The sequence below is a fragment of the Nocardia africana NBRC 100379 genome, assembly GCF_001612635.1.
Lineage (GTDB): Bacteria > Actinomycetota > Actinomycetes > Mycobacteriales > Mycobacteriaceae > Nocardia > Nocardia africana.
Genome location: NZ_BDAV01000014.1, coordinates 344,002 through 360,301, shown reverse-complemented (window position 1 = coordinate 360,301; position 16,300 = coordinate 344,002). Strand labels below are relative to the sequence as shown.

Below are 16,300 nucleotides of genomic sequence, written 5' to 3'. Positions count from 1 at the left end.
GACAGAAGGACGATCGCATGTCCGGTGTATTGGCAAAGCTGGCTTGTGCGTTTACATTTCGCGCAGATCGGCCACGTTCCCTCGAGGATGGTGGATGGTGGGTTGACCTCGACCCATCTGAATGTGGCGATGCGGTAGAAACCTCGCAGTAGAAATCGAACCTCATACGACGGGGTCCGCTGTATCCATTGTTGTTCCGCGGAACGTCGGACAGTCTTCGGCCTGAAGTCGAAGTCTTTGTCGCGCTGTTCGATTGCGGTCTCGCCGTGACGCGTGCATATGTCGGGTAGCTCGTCGGCCAGTCGTAGGACGAACGTTTCCTGAGGATCGAAGTCGGGGTCTTCGGCGAAGTCTTCGCGGAGGTGAATCCGCACTGCGACATCGGTTTGCGCGGCGGAGCGGGGGCTCACTCGAGCCATCCTTGGTTGCGTCGCTGTTGGAAGTAGAGATCGTCTTCGTCCGGTTCCTCGGGGGTGTACAGCTGTTCCCGATTCGGTTTTCTCGTGCGTGGGATCACCGGGCTCCCAGTATCTTTCGCTGCGGTCGAGGGAGCCGGCGGTACATTCTCCGGAGGCGGAGTGGGCGCGGTCTCGTGCTGATCGCTTCGGAGACTTTCGAGTTCCTGTTCTCCGACCTGGGCCAGAGCCTGCCGCTCGTCTTCCGACATTGTCAGAGCTCGATTCAGCTGGCTCGCAGGCACGGAGTCCATGATGCCCGCGAAGGCGTCGGACGTACCGAAGTCCCGCATGCTGCGGCGGCCGCTCAGCACATCGTCGAGTTGTTTTCGCAGAGCGGGATCGGTTACGGCGGACTTGATCGTTTCGAGGGAACGGCGCAGTTGGCGGGACACTGCGATGTCGCCGTGGGCCACGTCGAAGCTGACTTCGGACGGATTTTCCATTCGATCAGACTCCCGGGTGGTCGTAGGATGAATTCGGCAGTGGGGGAAGGTTTTCCGGTGTCGTCTGGCTGGACAGTGCGTTCAGCAATCCGATCATCCCGTAGATGGCCTTGTACGCGGTGGTGACGAGTTTGATGAGTTGGCCCACCTTCGCCACGATCTGGACCAGGTAGGCGGCCGACACTGCGGCCTGGGCCGCGGCAGCGGGAGCACCGACCAGGCTGGAAGCGAGAACCGCCTCGGCCGCTTGCGACGCGAGCCAGAGCAGGGCCAAATCGGAGATGTCCTGCAGAAAGTCTCCGACTCGGCGGCCCAGTTCCCGCATGCCGGTGCTGATATTCGTCAGCTGCCGTTCGATCTCTTCGAGCGGGCGAACTTGGAACTCCACGCAGGCGGCGAGATGTTTGAAGTAGGTTTCCGAGCTCTCCGCGGCGTGACCGTGCCAGGTGGCACCGGCGGTCTGCTGCCACTGAGTGTTGATCGACTCCGCATACGCCGAATTGAAGCGGCTCAGGTTGCCCGCGGCTCCGGCGGCCTTCGCTACCGCCTCCCAGTCGCCATTGACCTTCTCTCCTGCCCAACCGAACACGTCGAAGCCGACGAGGGTTTTGATCGTGGTCGAGATGTAGTAGGCGGGAGAGACGAAATTCCCGCCGGCGATGAACGACACCAGACCCGGCATCGGATCCTCGGCCTGAGGGTCGACCAGTGTCTCTTCGGGGCGGGTCATCGCGCGTTCCCCGGATACGTCTCGTCGAGCTGCCGAGCGTGCTCGTAGTCGGTTGTTCGATAGAGCTGGGCGGCTTTGGCGAGTTCGGTCGCTGAGCCGTCGGTCAGCGTCTGGAGGTGCTTGTAGTTGTCCTCGAGGTTTTGCCGAATGTGCTCGACGATTCCCTTGACCTCCACGAATATGCCGGTGTGGGCGTCCGAGAGGTTGAACCACTTCGTCACGTGGGTGCCTGCTGCGCCGGCCTGGCCCGCGAGATCACGCAGTGCGCCGCTGAACTTGTCCACATCGTCGGGTACGACTTGGAAGTCGGTCATTGCGCTCCTTGTGTGGCGGGTCGAACACTTCTGATCTGTTGGACGGACGGCGACCGCAGTCGGTTCCGGTGAACAACCCGCGGTTGGGACGTGACTGGTGACTGACCACGTGGCCGGACATCTCCGCGCAATGTACTCCCCGCGATGTGGGGGTGCGTCTGGATTGAACGTGATCCGACGCCGGTGCAACACGAAATATCCTGTGCACCTGCAGAACACGGCGAATCTATGCCGCATAGCCTCGTCCGCGACGGAGCGCTCGTACCACACCACAGCCCAATTCCCTGTCATACCAAGGGATGAGAAGGAACGAGAATTCGGCGGATAGCTTCGGGGTATCGAACGCCACTCCATCTCAGGCAATCCCGCTGTGTGCTCGATCGATATCGATCGGTCGATATCGAGGGTGGGCGTGGCCTCTCCGACCCAGCTCTCAGGAAGAAACATGACGACACCGGCTTTGGTTACCGACTCATCCCCACGATCATCGCGGCGCGCCGGCGCTGACGGCGATTACGCCCGACTACTTCGTCGTATCTCCGACGCGGGCTTGATGGACCGCCGACCCGCCTACTACGCCATCCGGCTCAGCCTCGTCGGGGGCGCGTTCGTCGCCGGCTGGGTGGTGTTCGTTCTCGTCGGCGACTCGTGGTGGACGCTTGTGATCGCGGCGTTCATGGCCGTCACATTCGCTCAGGTCGCGCTTGTCATGCACGATGTCGCGCACCGGCAGGTCTTTCGGCTTCGGCGGCCGACCGAGATCATGGGGCGGATCGTCGGGAATGCGGGTATCGGGCTGGGGTATGGGTGGTGGCAGGACAAGCACACTCGGCATCACGCCAATCCGAATCATGAGGAGCTCGATCCCGATGTCGCGCCGGACGTGCTGGTTTGGTCGCAGCGGCAGGCGCGGGGCAGTCGTGGGTTGCCTCGGCTGATCGGGCGGGCGCAGGCGTTTCTGTTCTTCCCGCTGTTGATGTTGGAGGGGCTGAATTTGCATGTGGCCGGGGTCCGTGCGCTTCGGAACCGGGCGGTCAGGCATCGGGTGTTGGAGGGGGCGCTGCTCTTCGGCCATTTCGCTGGATATCTGGGCGTCCTGCTCGCAATCCTGCCTGCCGACAAGGCTTTTGCGTTTTTCGCCGTGCACCAGGCGCTGTTCGGTCTCTACATGGGGTGTATCTTTGCGCCGAACCACAAGGGCATGCCGACCTTGTCCGGAGACGACCGGCCCGACTACTTGCGCCGGCAGGTGCTGACCTCGCGCAATGTGCGTGGTGGCGCGTTCACCGATATCGCCCTCGGCGGGCTGAACTATCAGATCGAGCACCACTTGTTCCCGAGCATGCCGACTCCGAATTTGCGGCATGCCCAGGTGATCGTCCGCGATTACTGTGCCGAGATCGGCGTGCCGTATCGCGAGACGGGGCTGATCTCCTCGTACCGGGAGGCGCTGAGGCATCTGCATCAGGTCGGTGCGCCGCTGCGTGCAGGCGATTGACCTCGGGATGAATCACCGCACGCGGCAACAGCGCGTAGTAAGCCCGGCAAGATTGGACGGCTGTCCGCTGTTGCCACGTCAGCGCCACTGCGGGGCGTCCTGGGCGGCCCGCACTCTTCCGGGTGGTTGATCATCGACCGGGCTGTGGTTGCGGTGAACTAATCGTGCAAAGTTCGCCGATTTTTCGAGTTTTCTCGCATTCTTGTGGAGGTTTGCACGGAAAATTCGGCTCCGACGTCTGGGAAATCGCGCAAGCTGGGCAAGTCGACGTCCTTCGGTGGACTCGGCTGCGTGACGACAGCCGCGCAATCCCACCGAGCGCACAATGGGCCGTGCGAGGATCGGAGCACCCAACCACGGGAGATGTGATGACCACACTGGAACAGGCGGTGGAACTCGGTCGCGCCGAGAAGGGGCTCGCTGTCGTCTCCACGCTCAGATCCGACGAGACCATTCAGTCGACGCTGGTCAACGTCGGGCTGTTGGCTCATCCTTCGACGGGTGAGCCGGTGCTGGGCTTCGTTACCTACGGCAAGGTGAAGCTCGCGAATCTCCGGGCTCGTCCGCAGGTGAGCGCCACTTTCCGGCAAGGCTGGGCGTGGGCGACGGTGGAGGGGCGGGCTCAGATCGCCGGGCCCGACGATCCGCAGCCGTGGATCGACGCCGAGGGGTTGCGCCGGCTTCTGCGTGATGTGTTCACAGCGGCTGGTGGTGAGCACGACGACTGGGACGAGTACGACCGCGTGATGGCGGCGGAACGCCGCGCGGCGGTTCTGGTCGAACCGACTCGGGTGTACAGCAACGGCAGCTAACCTCGCCGAAAGGGATTGGGCCATGCGGATATTGAGAACACCCGACGAACGTTTCGCCGGGCTGCCGGACTTTCCGTTCGAACCGCATTACGTCGAGGTGCCGGCGGGTGACGGTTCCACACTGCGGATGCACTACCTGGACGAGGGGCCGCGCGAGGGTGAGGTCGTGCTGCTGTTGCACGGTGAGCCGTCCTGGTCGTATCTGTATCGGCGGATGATCCCGGTCCTGGTGGCGGCGGGCCTGCGCGCGGTCGCGATCGACCTGGTCGGATTCGGTCGCAGCGACAAGCCGGCGGACCGTGCCGACTACACCTATCAGGCGCACGTCGACTGGACCTGGGCGGCGATCGAAGCCATCGGCCTCGACCGGATCACCCTCGTATGCCAGGACTGGGGCGGCCTGATCGGGCTGCGCTTGGTCGGTGAGCATCCCGGACGTTTCGCACGCGTGGTGGCCGCGAATACGTTCCTGCCGACCGGTGACCGCCATCCCGGCGACGCGTTTCTCGCCTGGCAGCGCTTCAGCCAGGACACACCCGACTTCCGAGCCGGAAAGATCGTCAACGGCGCCTGCCGGACCGACCTCTCTCCCGAGGTAATCGCCGCCTACGACGCCCCCTTCCCCGACGATACCTACAAGCAGGGCGCCCGGCAGTTCCCGCTCCTGGTTCCGACCAGTCCGGAGGATCCCGCCGCACCTGCGAATCGGGCGGCGTGGGCAGTCCTGGAGACGTTCGAGCGTCCGTTTCTGTGCGCTTTCTCGGACTCGGATCCGATCACGCGCGGCGGGGACAAGGTCCTGTACTCGAAAATCCCTGGCGCCGCGGCACCTTCACCGGTGACCATCACCTCGGCCGGGCACTTCCTTCAGGAGGACAAGGGCGAAGAACTCGCTGCGGTAGTCGTCGACTTCGTTCGTGCGACGCCACTGGACAAGTCGCCTGCTTGAGGCGGCCGGATCGGCGTGCCGACTCGATCACTGCCACCGTCCGCTTGCCACCGATGACCGCCGTCAGGGACACCGGGCGCGCCTACTCGCGTGCGATGGTGCGGCCACAGGAAATCACACTGCCGGGAGACGTCTCAGGTGTGCTGGGGCTGGAGCTGTGCGATCGTCGGCACGATCGACGAAGGCGCTGGCGGACATAACCGCACGAGGTTGATGCCGGTGGGATGCGATGTCCTGCGCCTCTGCGCTCGTCGAAGCGCGCCATGAACGATGCGTTCCATCGCAGGTTCGGCCGACAGCGACGTAGCGGGCCGAGAGCGGGATCCGGACGGAATCCGAGCTGACATCGCGGTCGTGCGGACTGCGGACGGTCCGAGACGGAAAAGACAAGTTTCCTTGACATCCGATGTCAAACATCCTTAACATTTGATTCGTGGTCGGCGATCAGCAGGAGCATCCGGTACGGAGGCGGCGGCGCGAGTGCCGGATGACCCAGGCGCAGTTGGCGACGACGGTCGGTGTCAGCCGGCAAACCGTGATCTCGATCGAACAAGGCGACTACGCGCCGAGTGTTTATCTCGCATTGCGGATCGCCCGTGCGCTGGGAACGACGGTGGAAGACATTTTCTGGACCGAAGATCTGGAGGGGACATGGCCAAAACCACTGCATTCGAAGACATCTTCCTAGCGCCAGACGAGCCGGCCTGGGGTGACGAGCGCGCCCGCGAGGAGTTCTATCGAGGCTCGACGATGGCGCTGTGCGCGACGATGTACGGCTGCTACGCGATCGCGATCGTCGCCGCGGCGACGGATGCCACTCTGGTATCGCTGCTGATCTTCGTGTTACCCAGCCTCACATCGCTCCTGCTGCTCCGCTATTGCGCGCGGCGGGGCATCGACATGCAGACGGTGCTGAAGGGCTTTCCGCCGCGGCGCAAACGGATCGCCTATGCCACGACGTATCCGTTGATCGCCGCCTGGCTGATCGTTTTCCTGTGGCGCACCTTGCCGTCGGATTCGTTGCCGCAGAGTCTGTTGGGCGCGGTCGTGGGCGGTGTGATCGGAGCGGCGGTTGCCGTAGTCGTCGCAAAACTCGTTCGGCGCCGATCCGCAGCGCAGCAACTTCCCGAGGACGACAGTTTCGACTAGCGGTCCGTCCGAAGCTCACCGCGGAAGACCGAGTGCAGCAGCGCGATAGCGTCCCGGGGGAGTGCTGTACTCGCGTTTGAAAGCCTTGGCGAAGGCGAATTCGGAGGTGTAGCCGACTCGTTGGGCCACGGTGTGCAACGGGGTGTCGTCGGAGCGGAGCAGACGGCTGGCGAGAGTCATGCGCCACCAGGTCAGATAGGCGAGGGGGGAACGGCCGACCGTGGTGGTGAAGCGCCGCGAGAAGGCGGCGCGTGACAGGCCACCGAGGGCGCCGAGTTCCTCTACGGTCCATGGCTTTTCCGGGCTGGTGTGGATGGCGCGGAGGGCGGTGGCGACGGAGCGATCGGCCAGTGCGGCGGCCCAGCCGTTACGAGGGGTGCCGTCGTCCTCGGTGTCCAACCACCAGGCGCGCAAAATGTAGAGCAGCAGCGTGTCGAGCAGGGAGGTGACGATCGCGTCCGAACCGGGCTGTGATTCCTCGAGTTCGGTGCCGAGCAGCTCCACTGCCGCGCGCAGGGAGCGGTGCGCACCGACCCGTGGGCGCAGATGGACGACATCGGGCAGATCGGTGAGCAAGGGATGAGCGCGTCGGCGATCGAGTTGGTATGCGCCGCAAAGCAATAACGTACGGGCTGCGCCGGGGTCCTGCGGATCGGACGCGGGCGTGGGCCACGATCCGTCGGGGAGCGGATTCACCGCGCGCAGCGGCGCGGCCGGATCGCTGGCCAGTGCATGGCCGCGGCCGTGCGGCAGAAACACGATATCGCCGGGGCCGAGCGGGGTGGGCTCGCGGTTCTCGACGAGCAGCCAGGCCGAACCTTCCAGGACGACATGGAAGCCCGTGCCGTCGGACGCGGGGAAGCGCATTCCCCACGGGGCCGACTTGTGTTGACGCGAGGAGTGCGGACGCCCGGTTCGCATCGTCGCGACGGCATCGCTGAGTACGTCCAAGCCCATATCCGCATGGTAGCCGCGATCCACGCACCGAGACGAACAGACATTTCCGCAAGACTTTCACGCATAGATCATCTCTCCGCTGGTACATAACGTCGGTGGCATGACAACTACACGCACCGTCGTCTTCCACGAACTCGGTGACCCCGAGGTCTTGACCATCGAGAACCTCGACCTGCCCGCCCCTGGACCGAGGGAGGTGCTCATCCGCATCGAAGCGCTCGGGCTCAACCGGGCGGAGGCCTTGTTCCGGGCCGGCACCTACTACTACCTGCCGACGCTCCCGGGCTCCCGACTCGGCTACGAATCGTCCGGAGTGATCGAAGCGGTCGGCAACGCCGTCACCGAATTCGCTGTGGGAGACAAGGTTTCGACCGGCCCGAATATCGAGATGAGCTCGGCCGGGGTCTACGCCGAGCGGGTGGTGCTGCCGGTGGAGTCCGTCGTCCCGCGCCCGGAGGGCCTCGACGCGGTCACCGGCGCGGCCACCTGGCTGACCTACTCCACCGCATGCGGAGGCATGATCGAAACCGGCGGCCTGCGGCCCGGCGACCACGTCCTGATCACCGCGGCATCGAGCGGCGTCGGAATCGCCGCATTGCAGACCGCTGCCCGCATCGGCGCCATCCCCATCGCGGTGACTCGAACGGGCGAGAAGAGCCGATACCTGCTCGACAACGGAGCCGCGCACGTCATCGCCTCCGCCGATACCGACGTCGTGGCCGAGACCCGCCGCATCACCGACGGCGTCGGCGCGCAGGTGATCTTCGACGCCGTGGGCGGGCCCGGCCTCGCCGAATTGAGCACTGCCGCAGCGCATAACGGCACAGTCGTCGTCTACGGCTGGCTCGACCAGCGCCCGATGGCCATGCCGATGAACTGGCCGTTGCGCATCCTCGGCTACGCCAACATGGAATTGTCGGTCACCGCCGACGGCCGCCGACGCATCAACCACTGGATCGCCTCCGGCATCCGCGACGGTGTTTTCCGCCCGCACGTCGGCGCGGTCTTCGACGGCCTGGACAGCATCCGCGACGCCCACCGCCTGATGGAGTCCAGCACCCACACCGGCAAGATCGTCGTCAAACTCTGAGCGTCGAAAAGGGCGAGGTCACGAGGACGCCGTGAGGAACGGCCCACCCTGCGTCGCGAATCCAGCTCATGCATACATGTTTTGGAGCGCATCCCGTATGCCGCCGCGGAGTAGCCTCGACGCAGGGTGGGCAGGCGAAAGGCGACACTGTATGTCCAGCGGGAATATGTTCAGCGTCTACGGGCGAATGACCGCCCTGCCCGGGCAGCGTGACGAGCTGATCGCTGTGCTGGTCGAAGGGTTTCGCGCCGGCGGCGAGGGCAGCGGCCTGCTGCACTACAGCATCAACACCGCCTTCGACGACCCGGACACGATCTGGCTGACTCAGCTGTGGCGCGATAAGGACGCGCACGACGAAACCACTCGTTCCGAGCCGGTCGCGGCGGTCTCTCGGCGGATTCCGCCGCTCCTTGCTCAGCAGCCCGACGGGTCCTACGGCCACACCGTCCATGTCGGCGGCCGGCTCACCGAGGGATGATCGTTTGCCGCCCGCGCGGCCCGCTCAGCTCCGAATCCCAACCGCGACAGCATGAATCCGCGCTGCGCCGATTCCGCATGAGCGGGGCTCCGCGGCTCGACTGGCCGTTCCGGTTCTCCAGTTGCCGGATCACCACCCAACAGGCACGGTAGACCGACCGGGACGGCACTACGGTCGCCGCCGATCGGGAAGCGCCTACGCCCTGATGGCCGTGGTTACCGTGTACCCCTTCGGATCTCGCCACGGCCGGCCCGGGTTGGCTGCGAACCAGCCGCGCACCTCGGCCTCCACCTCGGCGCGGACTTCGGAGTATCCGGGTGCGGCCGGTGCGACGCCGAAGAACGCGAACAGCGATTCCGCGAACCGAATCGCGGGTTCGGGTTCCGGGATGACCAGTGCATTGTCGAACGATCGGACGTCGGCGTTGCCGAAGACATCTCGCATCATGGCGGGCACGGTGTCGGAGTCGACGGTGGGGTTGAGCATCCCCGGCGGCTCCCGAAATCCGTAGCGGGCGGCGACGGCGGCCACAAGGTCGCGGGTCCGTGCACATGCTGTGGCGTGGTTGACGACGACACATACCGTGCCGCCGGAGCGGATGACCCGCCGGAACTCCTGGAGGGCTCCGAGCGGGTCGTCGAGGTGGTAGAGCATGTGCCTGGCCGTGAGGCAATCCCACGTCCCGTCGCGGGCAGGTATCTGCTGTGCCGTGGCACGGATGCCGACCGCCCCTGGAAGCCGGGCTGCCGCCGCCGCGGCCGACTGCGAGGTATCGAGTCCGCACAACCGACCGACATGCCCACCCTCGGCCAGATGAGCGAGGAATTCGCCTGTCCCGCAACCGATATCGATTAGATACTCGGATCCGTCGAGTCGCAAGGCATCGACGACCGAGGTGTTCACGTCGTCGTCGGTCTCGGAATAGAGCCGGTGCGTCCGGATGCGGGTTCGAAGAGCGTCCAGGCTTGCGTACTCGGAGGTGAGCGATGGAGTTGTCATCGGTGCCCTTCCCGATCGGTTCTTCGGCCCATTGTGCGGCACCGATGAGGCTGAGAGCCGGCCTCTGGTCAGGCACCAGGGAATGTCCCGGCGCGATCGAAGCCTCATCCGATGAACCGCGTGTTCGCACCGTCGGTGGTGGCGCGGGGGGTGGCCACGGTGTGGGAACCGTTCCCGCCGGTAGACCAGGAATTCAGGACTAAAACCGTCCATTCGTGGTAGCCGGAACATATGGCCACGCACGTGAATGAAAGGGAACGGAAGTACCAGTTGCCGATCACGGGTGGGGTGCCGCTCGATGATGTGCCCGGTATGACTCTCGACCCGATGACCGAGGAGCTGGTGCTCGACGCCGTCTACCATGACACCGCGGATCTGCGGTTGGCGCACAAGGGGATCACGCTTCGGCGCCGGACCGGTGGGGACGATGCGGGGTGGCATCTGAAGTTGCCGTTGGGGGAGGACACCCGTGAGGAGATTCAGGTGCCGCTGGGGCGCGGGGGCAAGTCGGCGCCGGAGGAACTGACCGACATGCTCACGGGGATCACCCGGGGCCGGCCGCTGGCGCCCGTGGCGCATATCCGGACGAAACGCCGGAAGTGGCGGCTGGTGGACGATCGGGGCGACGTCGCGGCCGAGGTCGTGGCGGACAGTGTGTCGGGGCAGACGCTCGGTGAGTCGTCGTCGGTGATGTCGTGGGAGGAGATCGAGGTCGAATTGGCGGGCGGTGGTCCGGATGTGTTCGACAGTGTCGAGAAGAGACTGGGCAAGCCGTCGGATGCGCCGCCGAAGGCCCTGCGGGTGCTCGGTGTCGGCCCGGTGCAGCGCCCACCCGAGCGGGGCGTGCAGGGATACATGCGCAAGCAGGCGGACAGGATGCTCGAGCAGGACGTCCTGATCCGGCGGCGCAGCCCCGACTCGATACACCAGATGCGGGTGGCCGGACGCCGGCTGCGCAGCATCCTGCAGGCCTTCAAGGGCTCGCGAGATCTGCGCAACGAGTTGAAGTGGCTCTCCGGCGTGCTCGGCGATATGCGTGACCTCGAGGTTCTGCACGATCACCTCGTCGCGGAGGTCAGGGCTTTGCCGGACGAACTGGTGATCGGCGAGGTGCGCCGGCGGCTGACGGAGTCCTTCGTCCCACGCCGGTCGGCGGCGCGCGCCGACGTGCTCGAGGCGCTGAACAGCGAGCGGTATTTCGCGCTGCTGGACTGCCTCGAAACAAGCCATCAACTGCCGCTGAAGCGCAAGAAGCGGCAGGCGCTGCGCAAAACCCGCCGCCGCGTCGACCGCGCGTTCGACAACATCGGCCGGCTCGGCACCGATCGCGGCCTGCACGAGGTGCGTAAGGCCGCGAAGCGGACCCGCTACGCGGCCGAGGCGACCGGCAAGAAGAAGCTGGCCCGCCGGATGAAGAAGTTGCAGAAGTCCCTCGGCGTCCACCAGGACGCGGTCGTCGCCCGCGCCGAAGTCCGCAACCTCGGCGTTCAGGCGCACCTGGCCGGGGAGAACGCCTTCACCTACGGCTTGTTGTACGGCAGGGAGGTACAGCGCGCCGAGGAGGTGCGGCAATCGCTGCGGCTCGGAGAGCGATAAGTCGCCGAAAAGCGGGTCTATCCGACGTCGGGGTGCGCGAAGCGGGCGATGGCGCGGGCGATCGCGTCGCTCATGGCGGGGCTACCGGTGTGGCCGGAGTCGTCGATGACGTGCAGGCGAGCCTCCGGCCAGACTTTCGCGAGTTCCCAGGCGGTTTCCAGCGGTGCGCTGAGGTCGAGACGGCCGTGGATCAGATCGCCCGGGATCCCGGCCAGCCGGCCGGCCTCACGCAGCAGCACACCGTCGTCGAGCCACCCCGCGTGCGCGAAGTAGTGCGTGCAGATCCGCACGAAGGTGAGCATCGCGGTGTCCGGCTTGGCGCTGTATTGCCCTGGGCGGCCGAGGGATTCGTGTGCGATCACCGCGTCTTCCCAGCGGCACCACTCGATCGCGGCGTGGTGGCGCACCTGCGGGTCGGGGTGTTCCAGCAGCTGCCGGTAACCGTCGACCAGGTCACCGTCGCCGGGCAGCACGGCCCGGAATCGCTCCCACTCCGCGGGCAATAGCGGCGCGACACCCCGGTACAGCCAATCGATCTCGCGGCGGCGGGTGGTGGTGACGCCGACCAGCACGATCCCGATGACCCGCTCCGGGTACCGCTCGGCATAGGCGAGGATGAGCGTCGAACCCCATGATCCGCCGTACAGCAGCCAGCGGTCGATTCCGAGATGGATGCGCAGCCGCTCCATATCCGCGATCAGGTGCTCGGTGGTGTTGACCGTCATGTCGGTATCCGGGTCGGCGGCACTCGGAATGCTGCGACCGCAACCGCGCTGATCGAACTGCACGATCCGGAAGATGTTCGGGTCGAACGTCTTTCGCGGCCCCGGACTGCTGCCGCTGCCCGGCCCGCCGTGCACCACCAACGCCGGCCGCCCAGCGGGATTGCCGCTGGTGCACCAGTACACGTGGTTTCCTTGGCCGACCTCCAGCAGGCCGTCGGCGTACGGGTCGATCGGGGGAAAGGGCGTCGGCACGATTGCCGAGGTTAGCCGAACATGTGGCGTCGGCGACTCAGTCGGGGAGCAGGGCATACACCTGCACGACGAATTCCTGGGTCGCGCCGGACGGGTCGGCGATGTAGAAACCGCGGCGGGACAGCGACTTTCGCTCCAGCGGCATGCGGGTCCTGCCGCCGGAAACGATATTCGAGAGGACGCGCTGGTCGTAGTTGGCCCGGACGTCGACCATCACGCTGAACTTGATCACTTCGGTGCCGGGTCCGGTCCGCCAGAGCAGTTCTTCGGCTTCCGGCGGCACGGTCGCGAACGAGAAGTTGTCACTCGCTCGCGCCTTCTGATTGCGCCGAGGCTGTGCATCCGACCGGACCTCGGCGACCAAGACCTCTCGCATCGCTGCCCTCCCTGTATGTCTTGCGCCGCTTCGGGGGTGTCCTCGAATCTTAGCCGCTACGGCTGTCCGATCGCCGGTTCGTGATGTCATCGGTGTCGCGGGACGGCGCGCGGGCGGATGAGGGTTCCGGATTCGTACTCTTCCATCGCATGGGCCAGCCAGCCCGCCGTTCGCGCGACGGCGAAGATGATTTCGCCCGCGCCGGGAATCATGCCGAACACCGTGGCGAGCACGCCGAGTCCGAAATCGCTGTTGATCGCGGGCAAGCGTCGATGTTGCAGTTCCGCTGAAACCGCGTCGGCCACAACGAGAGTCGGATGATCCGGGACGAGTGTGCGGATCGCGTCCACCAGATACGTGCCGCGCGCGTCGCCGGATCGATAGACGGCGTGGCCGGCACCGGGAATGCGTTCACCGCGGCGCAGACGCTCGTCCAGCGCCTGAGGTACGGCGCCGGGATCGGCGATTTCGGCGAGCATTCGCTCCACCGCCAGCGAGGCGCCGCCGTGCATCGGCCCGCCGAGCACCGCCAGGCCGCAGCCGACCACCGCATAGGGGTCGGCGTGCGCCGAGGCCGCGATCCGGGCCGCGAAGGTGGAGGACGCCAGCTCGTGATCGGCCAGCAGAACCATTGCCGCGCAAAGGATGTGCAACTGGTCGTCGCCGGCAGGCTCGGTGGCCGACAGCCGGGACCAGAGCATCGCGGCAGCGGATCGGCCGACCGGGGTGGACAGCTGCGGGAGGGCCTCGATCATGCCGGCGATCACGGCGCGGGCGATGGTGACGACGGTCGCGCGGTCGCGGTGGAAACGCAAGGGATCACCGACGGCCAAGGTGGTCACGATGAGTTGCAGCCGGTCGATCGGCAGCAGGCCCTCGGGCAGGCCGGCCTGCGTGGCGCGTGCTGCGGCCACCGCTTTGTCGGAGGATTCCCAGGGGCCGCTGTCGGTGAGGTCGCCGTCCCACAACCATTCGGCGACGGCCTCGAAGGTGTGCGATGTGGCCAGATCGACGGCGTCGCGACCGCGGAAATACGGCCGGTCGATGCCCAGGGTGGTGACGCGGGAGGCGATGTCGATCTCCGTCGGCGCGGGTTTGCGGCGCGGTTTACCCCGCCTGGCCAGCTTCTCGATCTCGGCCGGATCGAACAGGCTGCGCCGTCGGCCCGGGTCGTAGCGGCGTTTCAGCACGCCCCGGCTGACATAGGCGTAGAGGGTCGCGGGCTTCACCCCGAGCCGTTCGGTGGCCTCGGCGGTGTCTATCCACTCCATGGGTTGACCATAATCAATATTGATTACGGCGGGGACGGGGCGCACAGTTCACTCATGCACCTGGTATCGCAATTCGAGCTGCAGGCCAAGGCCTGCGACAAACTCGGTTCACCGCTGTACGGCTCCCTGCTGCGCGACATCGCGCGCGATATCGCCGATCGTGGACCCTGCGCCGCGGTTCTGGAGGGCTACGAGCACATCGACTTCGATTCCGCGGTGCCGCTGCGCTTGCTGGCCGGCGTGCACGCGTTGGTATTGTCCGGCGCCGCAACCGATCTCGCCCCCTTCTATCCCAGCTCGGGTGCGCCGGTGCGCGTCCAGGATCCCGCCGGCGCGTGGGCTGCGTTCCGGCGGGTCGTGACCGATCGGGCCGAGTGGATTCGCGACTGGCTGACTCGTCCGCCACAGACCAACGAGGTCGGCCGGGCCGTTCCGCTGCTGGCCGGACTGCTCGCGGCGGTCGATGCGGCGCCGCTGCCGATCCGGTTGCTCGAATTGGGCGCGAGCGGCGGACTCAACCTGCGTGCCGACCACTTCCGTTGGGACAGCGGCGATATCGGCTGGGGACCGCGGGATTCACCGGTCACGATCGCCGACGCGTGGCGCGGACCGGTCCCCGAGTGGCTGGCCGGCGCCGTGCGACGCCATCCGCGGCTCACGGTCGTCGAGCGGCGCGGGTGCGATCCGACGCCGTTGGATCCGCTGTCGCCGCGCGATGCACTCGCATTGCGCGCCTACGTCTGGCCGGATCAGCAGGCACGTGCGGCCCGCCTCGACGGAGCGTTGCGCCTGGCCGAGAAGATCCCGGTCGACATCGCCGTGACCGGCGCCCGCGACTTCCTCGCCGGGATCGACGTGGAGCCCGGCACGCTGACCGTCGTCTGGCATTCGGTGATGCGCCAATACGTCGGCAGGGACGAATGGCGGGCGGTCACCGCCGAACTGGACCGACTGGCCGCCGCCTCGCGCGCCGACGCCGGATTCGCCTGTGTCGCTTTCGAACCCCAGAACAACTCCGACGACCGCAACGGGTTCCGGCTCACCGTCCGGATCGGCAAGGGCGAGCCGGTGATCCTCGCCCGCGCGATGCCCCACGGTATTCCGGCCTTCACTTATCCGCCCGACGATCCCGGTACTCGGCGGAGCTGACCGTGGTCTGGGAGTTCTGTTGTGCTTCCCGAAGGGCGGCGCTGAGAGCGGTCCGGAGATCACCCTGAATCCCTGCGGCCTCCAGCCGGGCGTACCACGCTCGGTCGATGTCGGAGACGGCGGCGCGAGCGACCCGGACGGCGCGCGTGCCCTTCTCGGTGAGAACGATCAGCCGGGCGCGACGATCCGACGGGTCCGGTTGTCGCGCAAGGTATCCCAAGTCGATGAGGCCGGCGACGAGTTCGCCCATCGATTGATGGGTGATGCCGGCGCGGGCGGCCAGAGTGGTGAGGCGGGTTCCGCCCGCGTCCATGTTGTAGAAGACCGGGTGGTGGGCGGCGGTGATGTCGGGATAGCCGGCGGCGTGCAGTGTCGTCACGAGTTCGCTGACGATGGCTGCGCTGATGCCGCGCAATAGTGCGACGAGCGGCTGATTCACTGGCCCACCTCCCGAATATGCCCCTGGACAGTATGCAGGTTACCTGCCTACAATTTAGGCAGGCATCCTGCGTAATGAGGTGGTTGTCATGCCTGAACGCCATGCCGCCGTCGGCACTCTGGTCTTCTTCGCCGCTGCCCCGGGCACCGTCGCGGGTCTGATTCCGTGGTGGATCTCGCGCTGGGAGTTCCATCAGACCTGGCTCGCCGTGCAGATCGCGGGCGCCGTGATGATCGGAGCGGGACTGATCCCGCTGATCGGCGCGTTCATCGAATTCGCCCGTGCCGCAGGGACACCCGCGCCGATCGCGCCCACCGAGACGCTGGTGGTGAGTGGATTCAATCGCTATGTTCGAAATCCGATGTACCTCGGTGTCGTCATGATCATCGCCGGCCAATCGCTGCTGTTCGGCCAGATTGCGCTGCTGCTCTACGCTGCTCTGATCTGGGCGGTGACGGCTCTGTTCGTGGTTACCTACGAACAGCCGACCCTGACGGCGCGGTATGGCGAGCAATACGAGAAATACCGGGCCGCTGTTCCGGCGTGGGTGCCCCGGCTGCACCCCTCCGGCAGCCGGGGCGGTGGGAGTGACGGACTGTCGGTGTGATCCGCTCG

The 16,300-nt window shown here is 66.1% G+C and carries 20 protein-coding genes; 10 read left to right on the top strand and 10 right to left on the bottom strand.

Going from position 1 to position 16,300, the window contains the following annotated elements; translation table 11 throughout:
* From NA3_RS38255 to NA3_RS37795, 4 genes are all read right to left on the bottom strand, one after another.
* Positions 1-410, bottom strand: a 410-nt coding sequence (locus tag NA3_RS38255) for a hypothetical protein (RefSeq protein WP_218021903.1), incomplete at its 3' end; no start/stop codon positions are given.
* The gene (locus tag NA3_RS26495; RefSeq protein WP_062966324.1) at positions 407-901 is read right to left on the bottom strand and encodes a hypothetical protein; all 495 of its coding nucleotides are present in this window, start codon (positions 899-901) and stop codon (positions 407-409) included. The genes NA3_RS26495 and NA3_RS38255, both read right to left, overlap by 4 nt.
* Positions 902-905: 4 nt before the next feature.
* The gene (locus tag NA3_RS26490; protein WP_062966323.1) at positions 906-1,631 is read right to left on the bottom strand and encodes a hypothetical protein; all 726 of its coding nucleotides are present in this window, start codon (positions 1,629-1,631) and stop codon (positions 906-908) included.
* Positions 1,628-1,945, bottom strand: a complete 318-nt coding sequence (locus NA3_RS37795) for a type VII secretion target (RefSeq protein WP_062966322.1) — start codon at positions 1,943-1,945, stop codon at positions 1,628-1,630. The genes NA3_RS26490 and NA3_RS37795 overlap by 4 nt, the downstream gene beginning before the upstream one ends.
* Before the next feature lie 445 nt (positions 1,946-2,390).
* Between NA3_RS37795 and NA3_RS26480 the strand changes: the two genes are divergently transcribed.
* The 5 genes from NA3_RS26480 (at position 2,391) to NA3_RS26460 (ending at position 6,353) form a co-directional block, all read left to right on the top strand.
* Positions 2,391-3,443: a fatty acid desaturase family protein gene (locus NA3_RS26480; RefSeq protein ID WP_062966321.1), complete on the top strand. Its 1,053-nt coding sequence runs from the start codon at positions 2,391-2,393 to the stop codon at positions 3,441-3,443.
* 368 nt (positions 3,444-3,811) lie between these two features.
* A complete protein-coding gene (locus tag NA3_RS26475; RefSeq protein ID WP_062966320.1) occupies positions 3,812-4,255 on the top strand; it encodes a TIGR03618 family F420-dependent PPOX class oxidoreductase in 444 nt (147 codons plus the stop codon).
* 22 nt (positions 4,256-4,277) lie between these two features.
* Positions 4,278-5,204, top strand: coding sequence for a haloalkane dehalogenase (locus tag NA3_RS26470; protein WP_062966319.1), 927 nt, complete (start codon positions 4,278-4,280; stop codon positions 5,202-5,204).
* 433 nt (positions 5,205-5,637) lie between these two features.
* Positions 5,638-5,892: a helix-turn-helix transcriptional regulator gene (locus tag NA3_RS26465; RefSeq protein WP_062966318.1), complete on the top strand. Its 255-nt coding sequence runs from the start codon at positions 5,638-5,640 to the stop codon at positions 5,890-5,892.
* Entirely contained in the window at positions 5,856-6,353 is a 498-nt protein-coding gene (locus NA3_RS26460; protein WP_128145164.1) for a hypothetical protein, read from the top strand. Before NA3_RS26465 ends, NA3_RS26460 begins: the two co-directional genes overlap by 37 nt.
* A 15-nt stretch (positions 6,354-6,368) precedes the next feature.
* Here NA3_RS26460 and NA3_RS26455 read toward each other — a convergent pair whose 3' ends face one another.
* On the bottom strand, positions 6,369-7,310 hold the full coding sequence (locus NA3_RS26455; protein ID WP_218021902.1) for an AraC family transcriptional regulator: 942 nt from the start codon (positions 7,308-7,310) through the stop codon (positions 6,369-6,371).
* Positions 7,311-7,410: 100 nt separating this feature from the next.
* Here NA3_RS26455 and NA3_RS26450 point away from each other — a divergent pair, with 100 nt between their 5' ends.
* Together NA3_RS26450 and NA3_RS26445 are read left to right on the top strand one after the other, a co-directional pair.
* Complete coding sequence (locus tag NA3_RS26450) at positions 7,411-8,400, top strand: zinc-dependent alcohol dehydrogenase family protein (RefSeq protein WP_062966316.1); 990 nt, start codon at positions 7,411-7,413, stop codon at positions 8,398-8,400.
* A gap of 151 nt (positions 8,401-8,551) precedes the next feature.
* Positions 8,552-8,878, top strand: coding sequence for a putative quinol monooxygenase (locus tag NA3_RS26445; RefSeq protein WP_062966315.1), 327 nt, complete (start codon positions 8,552-8,554; stop codon positions 8,876-8,878).
* Between the two features lie 195 nt (positions 8,879-9,073).
* On the opposite strand, the gene NA3_RS26440 is transcribed toward NA3_RS26445, so the two are convergent.
* Entirely contained in the window at positions 9,074-9,877 is an 804-nt protein-coding gene (locus NA3_RS26440) for a class I SAM-dependent methyltransferase (RefSeq protein WP_062966314.1), read from the bottom strand.
* Positions 9,878-10,108: 231 nt separating this feature from the next.
* On the opposite strand from NA3_RS26440, the gene NA3_RS26435 reads away from it, so the two are divergent.
* A complete protein-coding gene (locus NA3_RS26435; RefSeq protein WP_063917758.1) occupies positions 10,109-11,473 on the top strand; it encodes a CYTH and CHAD domain-containing protein in 1,365 nt (454 codons plus the stop codon).
* 17 nt (positions 11,474-11,490) lie between these two features.
* On the opposite strand, the gene pip is transcribed toward NA3_RS26435, so the two are convergent.
* From pip to NA3_RS26420, 3 genes are all read right to left on the bottom strand, one after another.
* Positions 11,491-12,450 carry a prolyl aminopeptidase gene (pip, locus tag NA3_RS26430; RefSeq protein WP_062966312.1) on the bottom strand — a complete coding sequence of 320 codons (960 nt, stop codon included), beginning with the start codon at positions 12,448-12,450 and terminating at the stop codon, positions 11,491-11,493.
* Positions 12,451-12,487: 37 nt separating this feature from the next.
* Complete coding sequence (locus NA3_RS26425) at positions 12,488-12,826, bottom strand: hypothetical protein (protein WP_062966311.1); 339 nt, start codon at positions 12,824-12,826, stop codon at positions 12,488-12,490.
* Positions 12,827-12,912: 86 nt separating this feature from the next.
* Positions 12,913-14,097: a citrate synthase gene (locus NA3_RS26420; protein WP_062966310.1), complete on the bottom strand. Its 1,185-nt coding sequence runs from the start codon at positions 14,095-14,097 to the stop codon at positions 12,913-12,915.
* 54 nt (positions 14,098-14,151) lie between these two features.
* Between NA3_RS26420 and NA3_RS26415 the strand changes: the two genes are divergently transcribed.
* A complete protein-coding gene (locus NA3_RS26415; RefSeq protein ID WP_062966309.1) occupies positions 14,152-15,246 on the top strand; it encodes a DUF2332 domain-containing protein in 1,095 nt (364 codons plus the stop codon).
* Here NA3_RS26415 and NA3_RS26410 read toward each other — a convergent pair.
* Positions 15,206-15,685 (bottom strand): MarR family winged helix-turn-helix transcriptional regulator, encoded by a 480-nt coding sequence (locus NA3_RS26410; RefSeq protein ID WP_062966308.1) that lies wholly within the window; start codon positions 15,683-15,685, stop codon positions 15,206-15,208. The two genes, NA3_RS26415 and NA3_RS26410, sit on opposite strands and share 41 nt — an antisense overlap.
* A gap of 88 nt (positions 15,686-15,773) precedes the next feature.
* On the opposite strand from NA3_RS26410, the gene NA3_RS26405 reads away from it, so the two are divergent.
* Complete coding sequence (locus NA3_RS26405; protein WP_062966307.1) at positions 15,774-16,292, top strand: methyltransferase family protein; 519 nt, start codon at positions 15,774-15,776, stop codon at positions 16,290-16,292.
* Positions 16,293-16,300 lie beyond the last annotated feature (8 nt).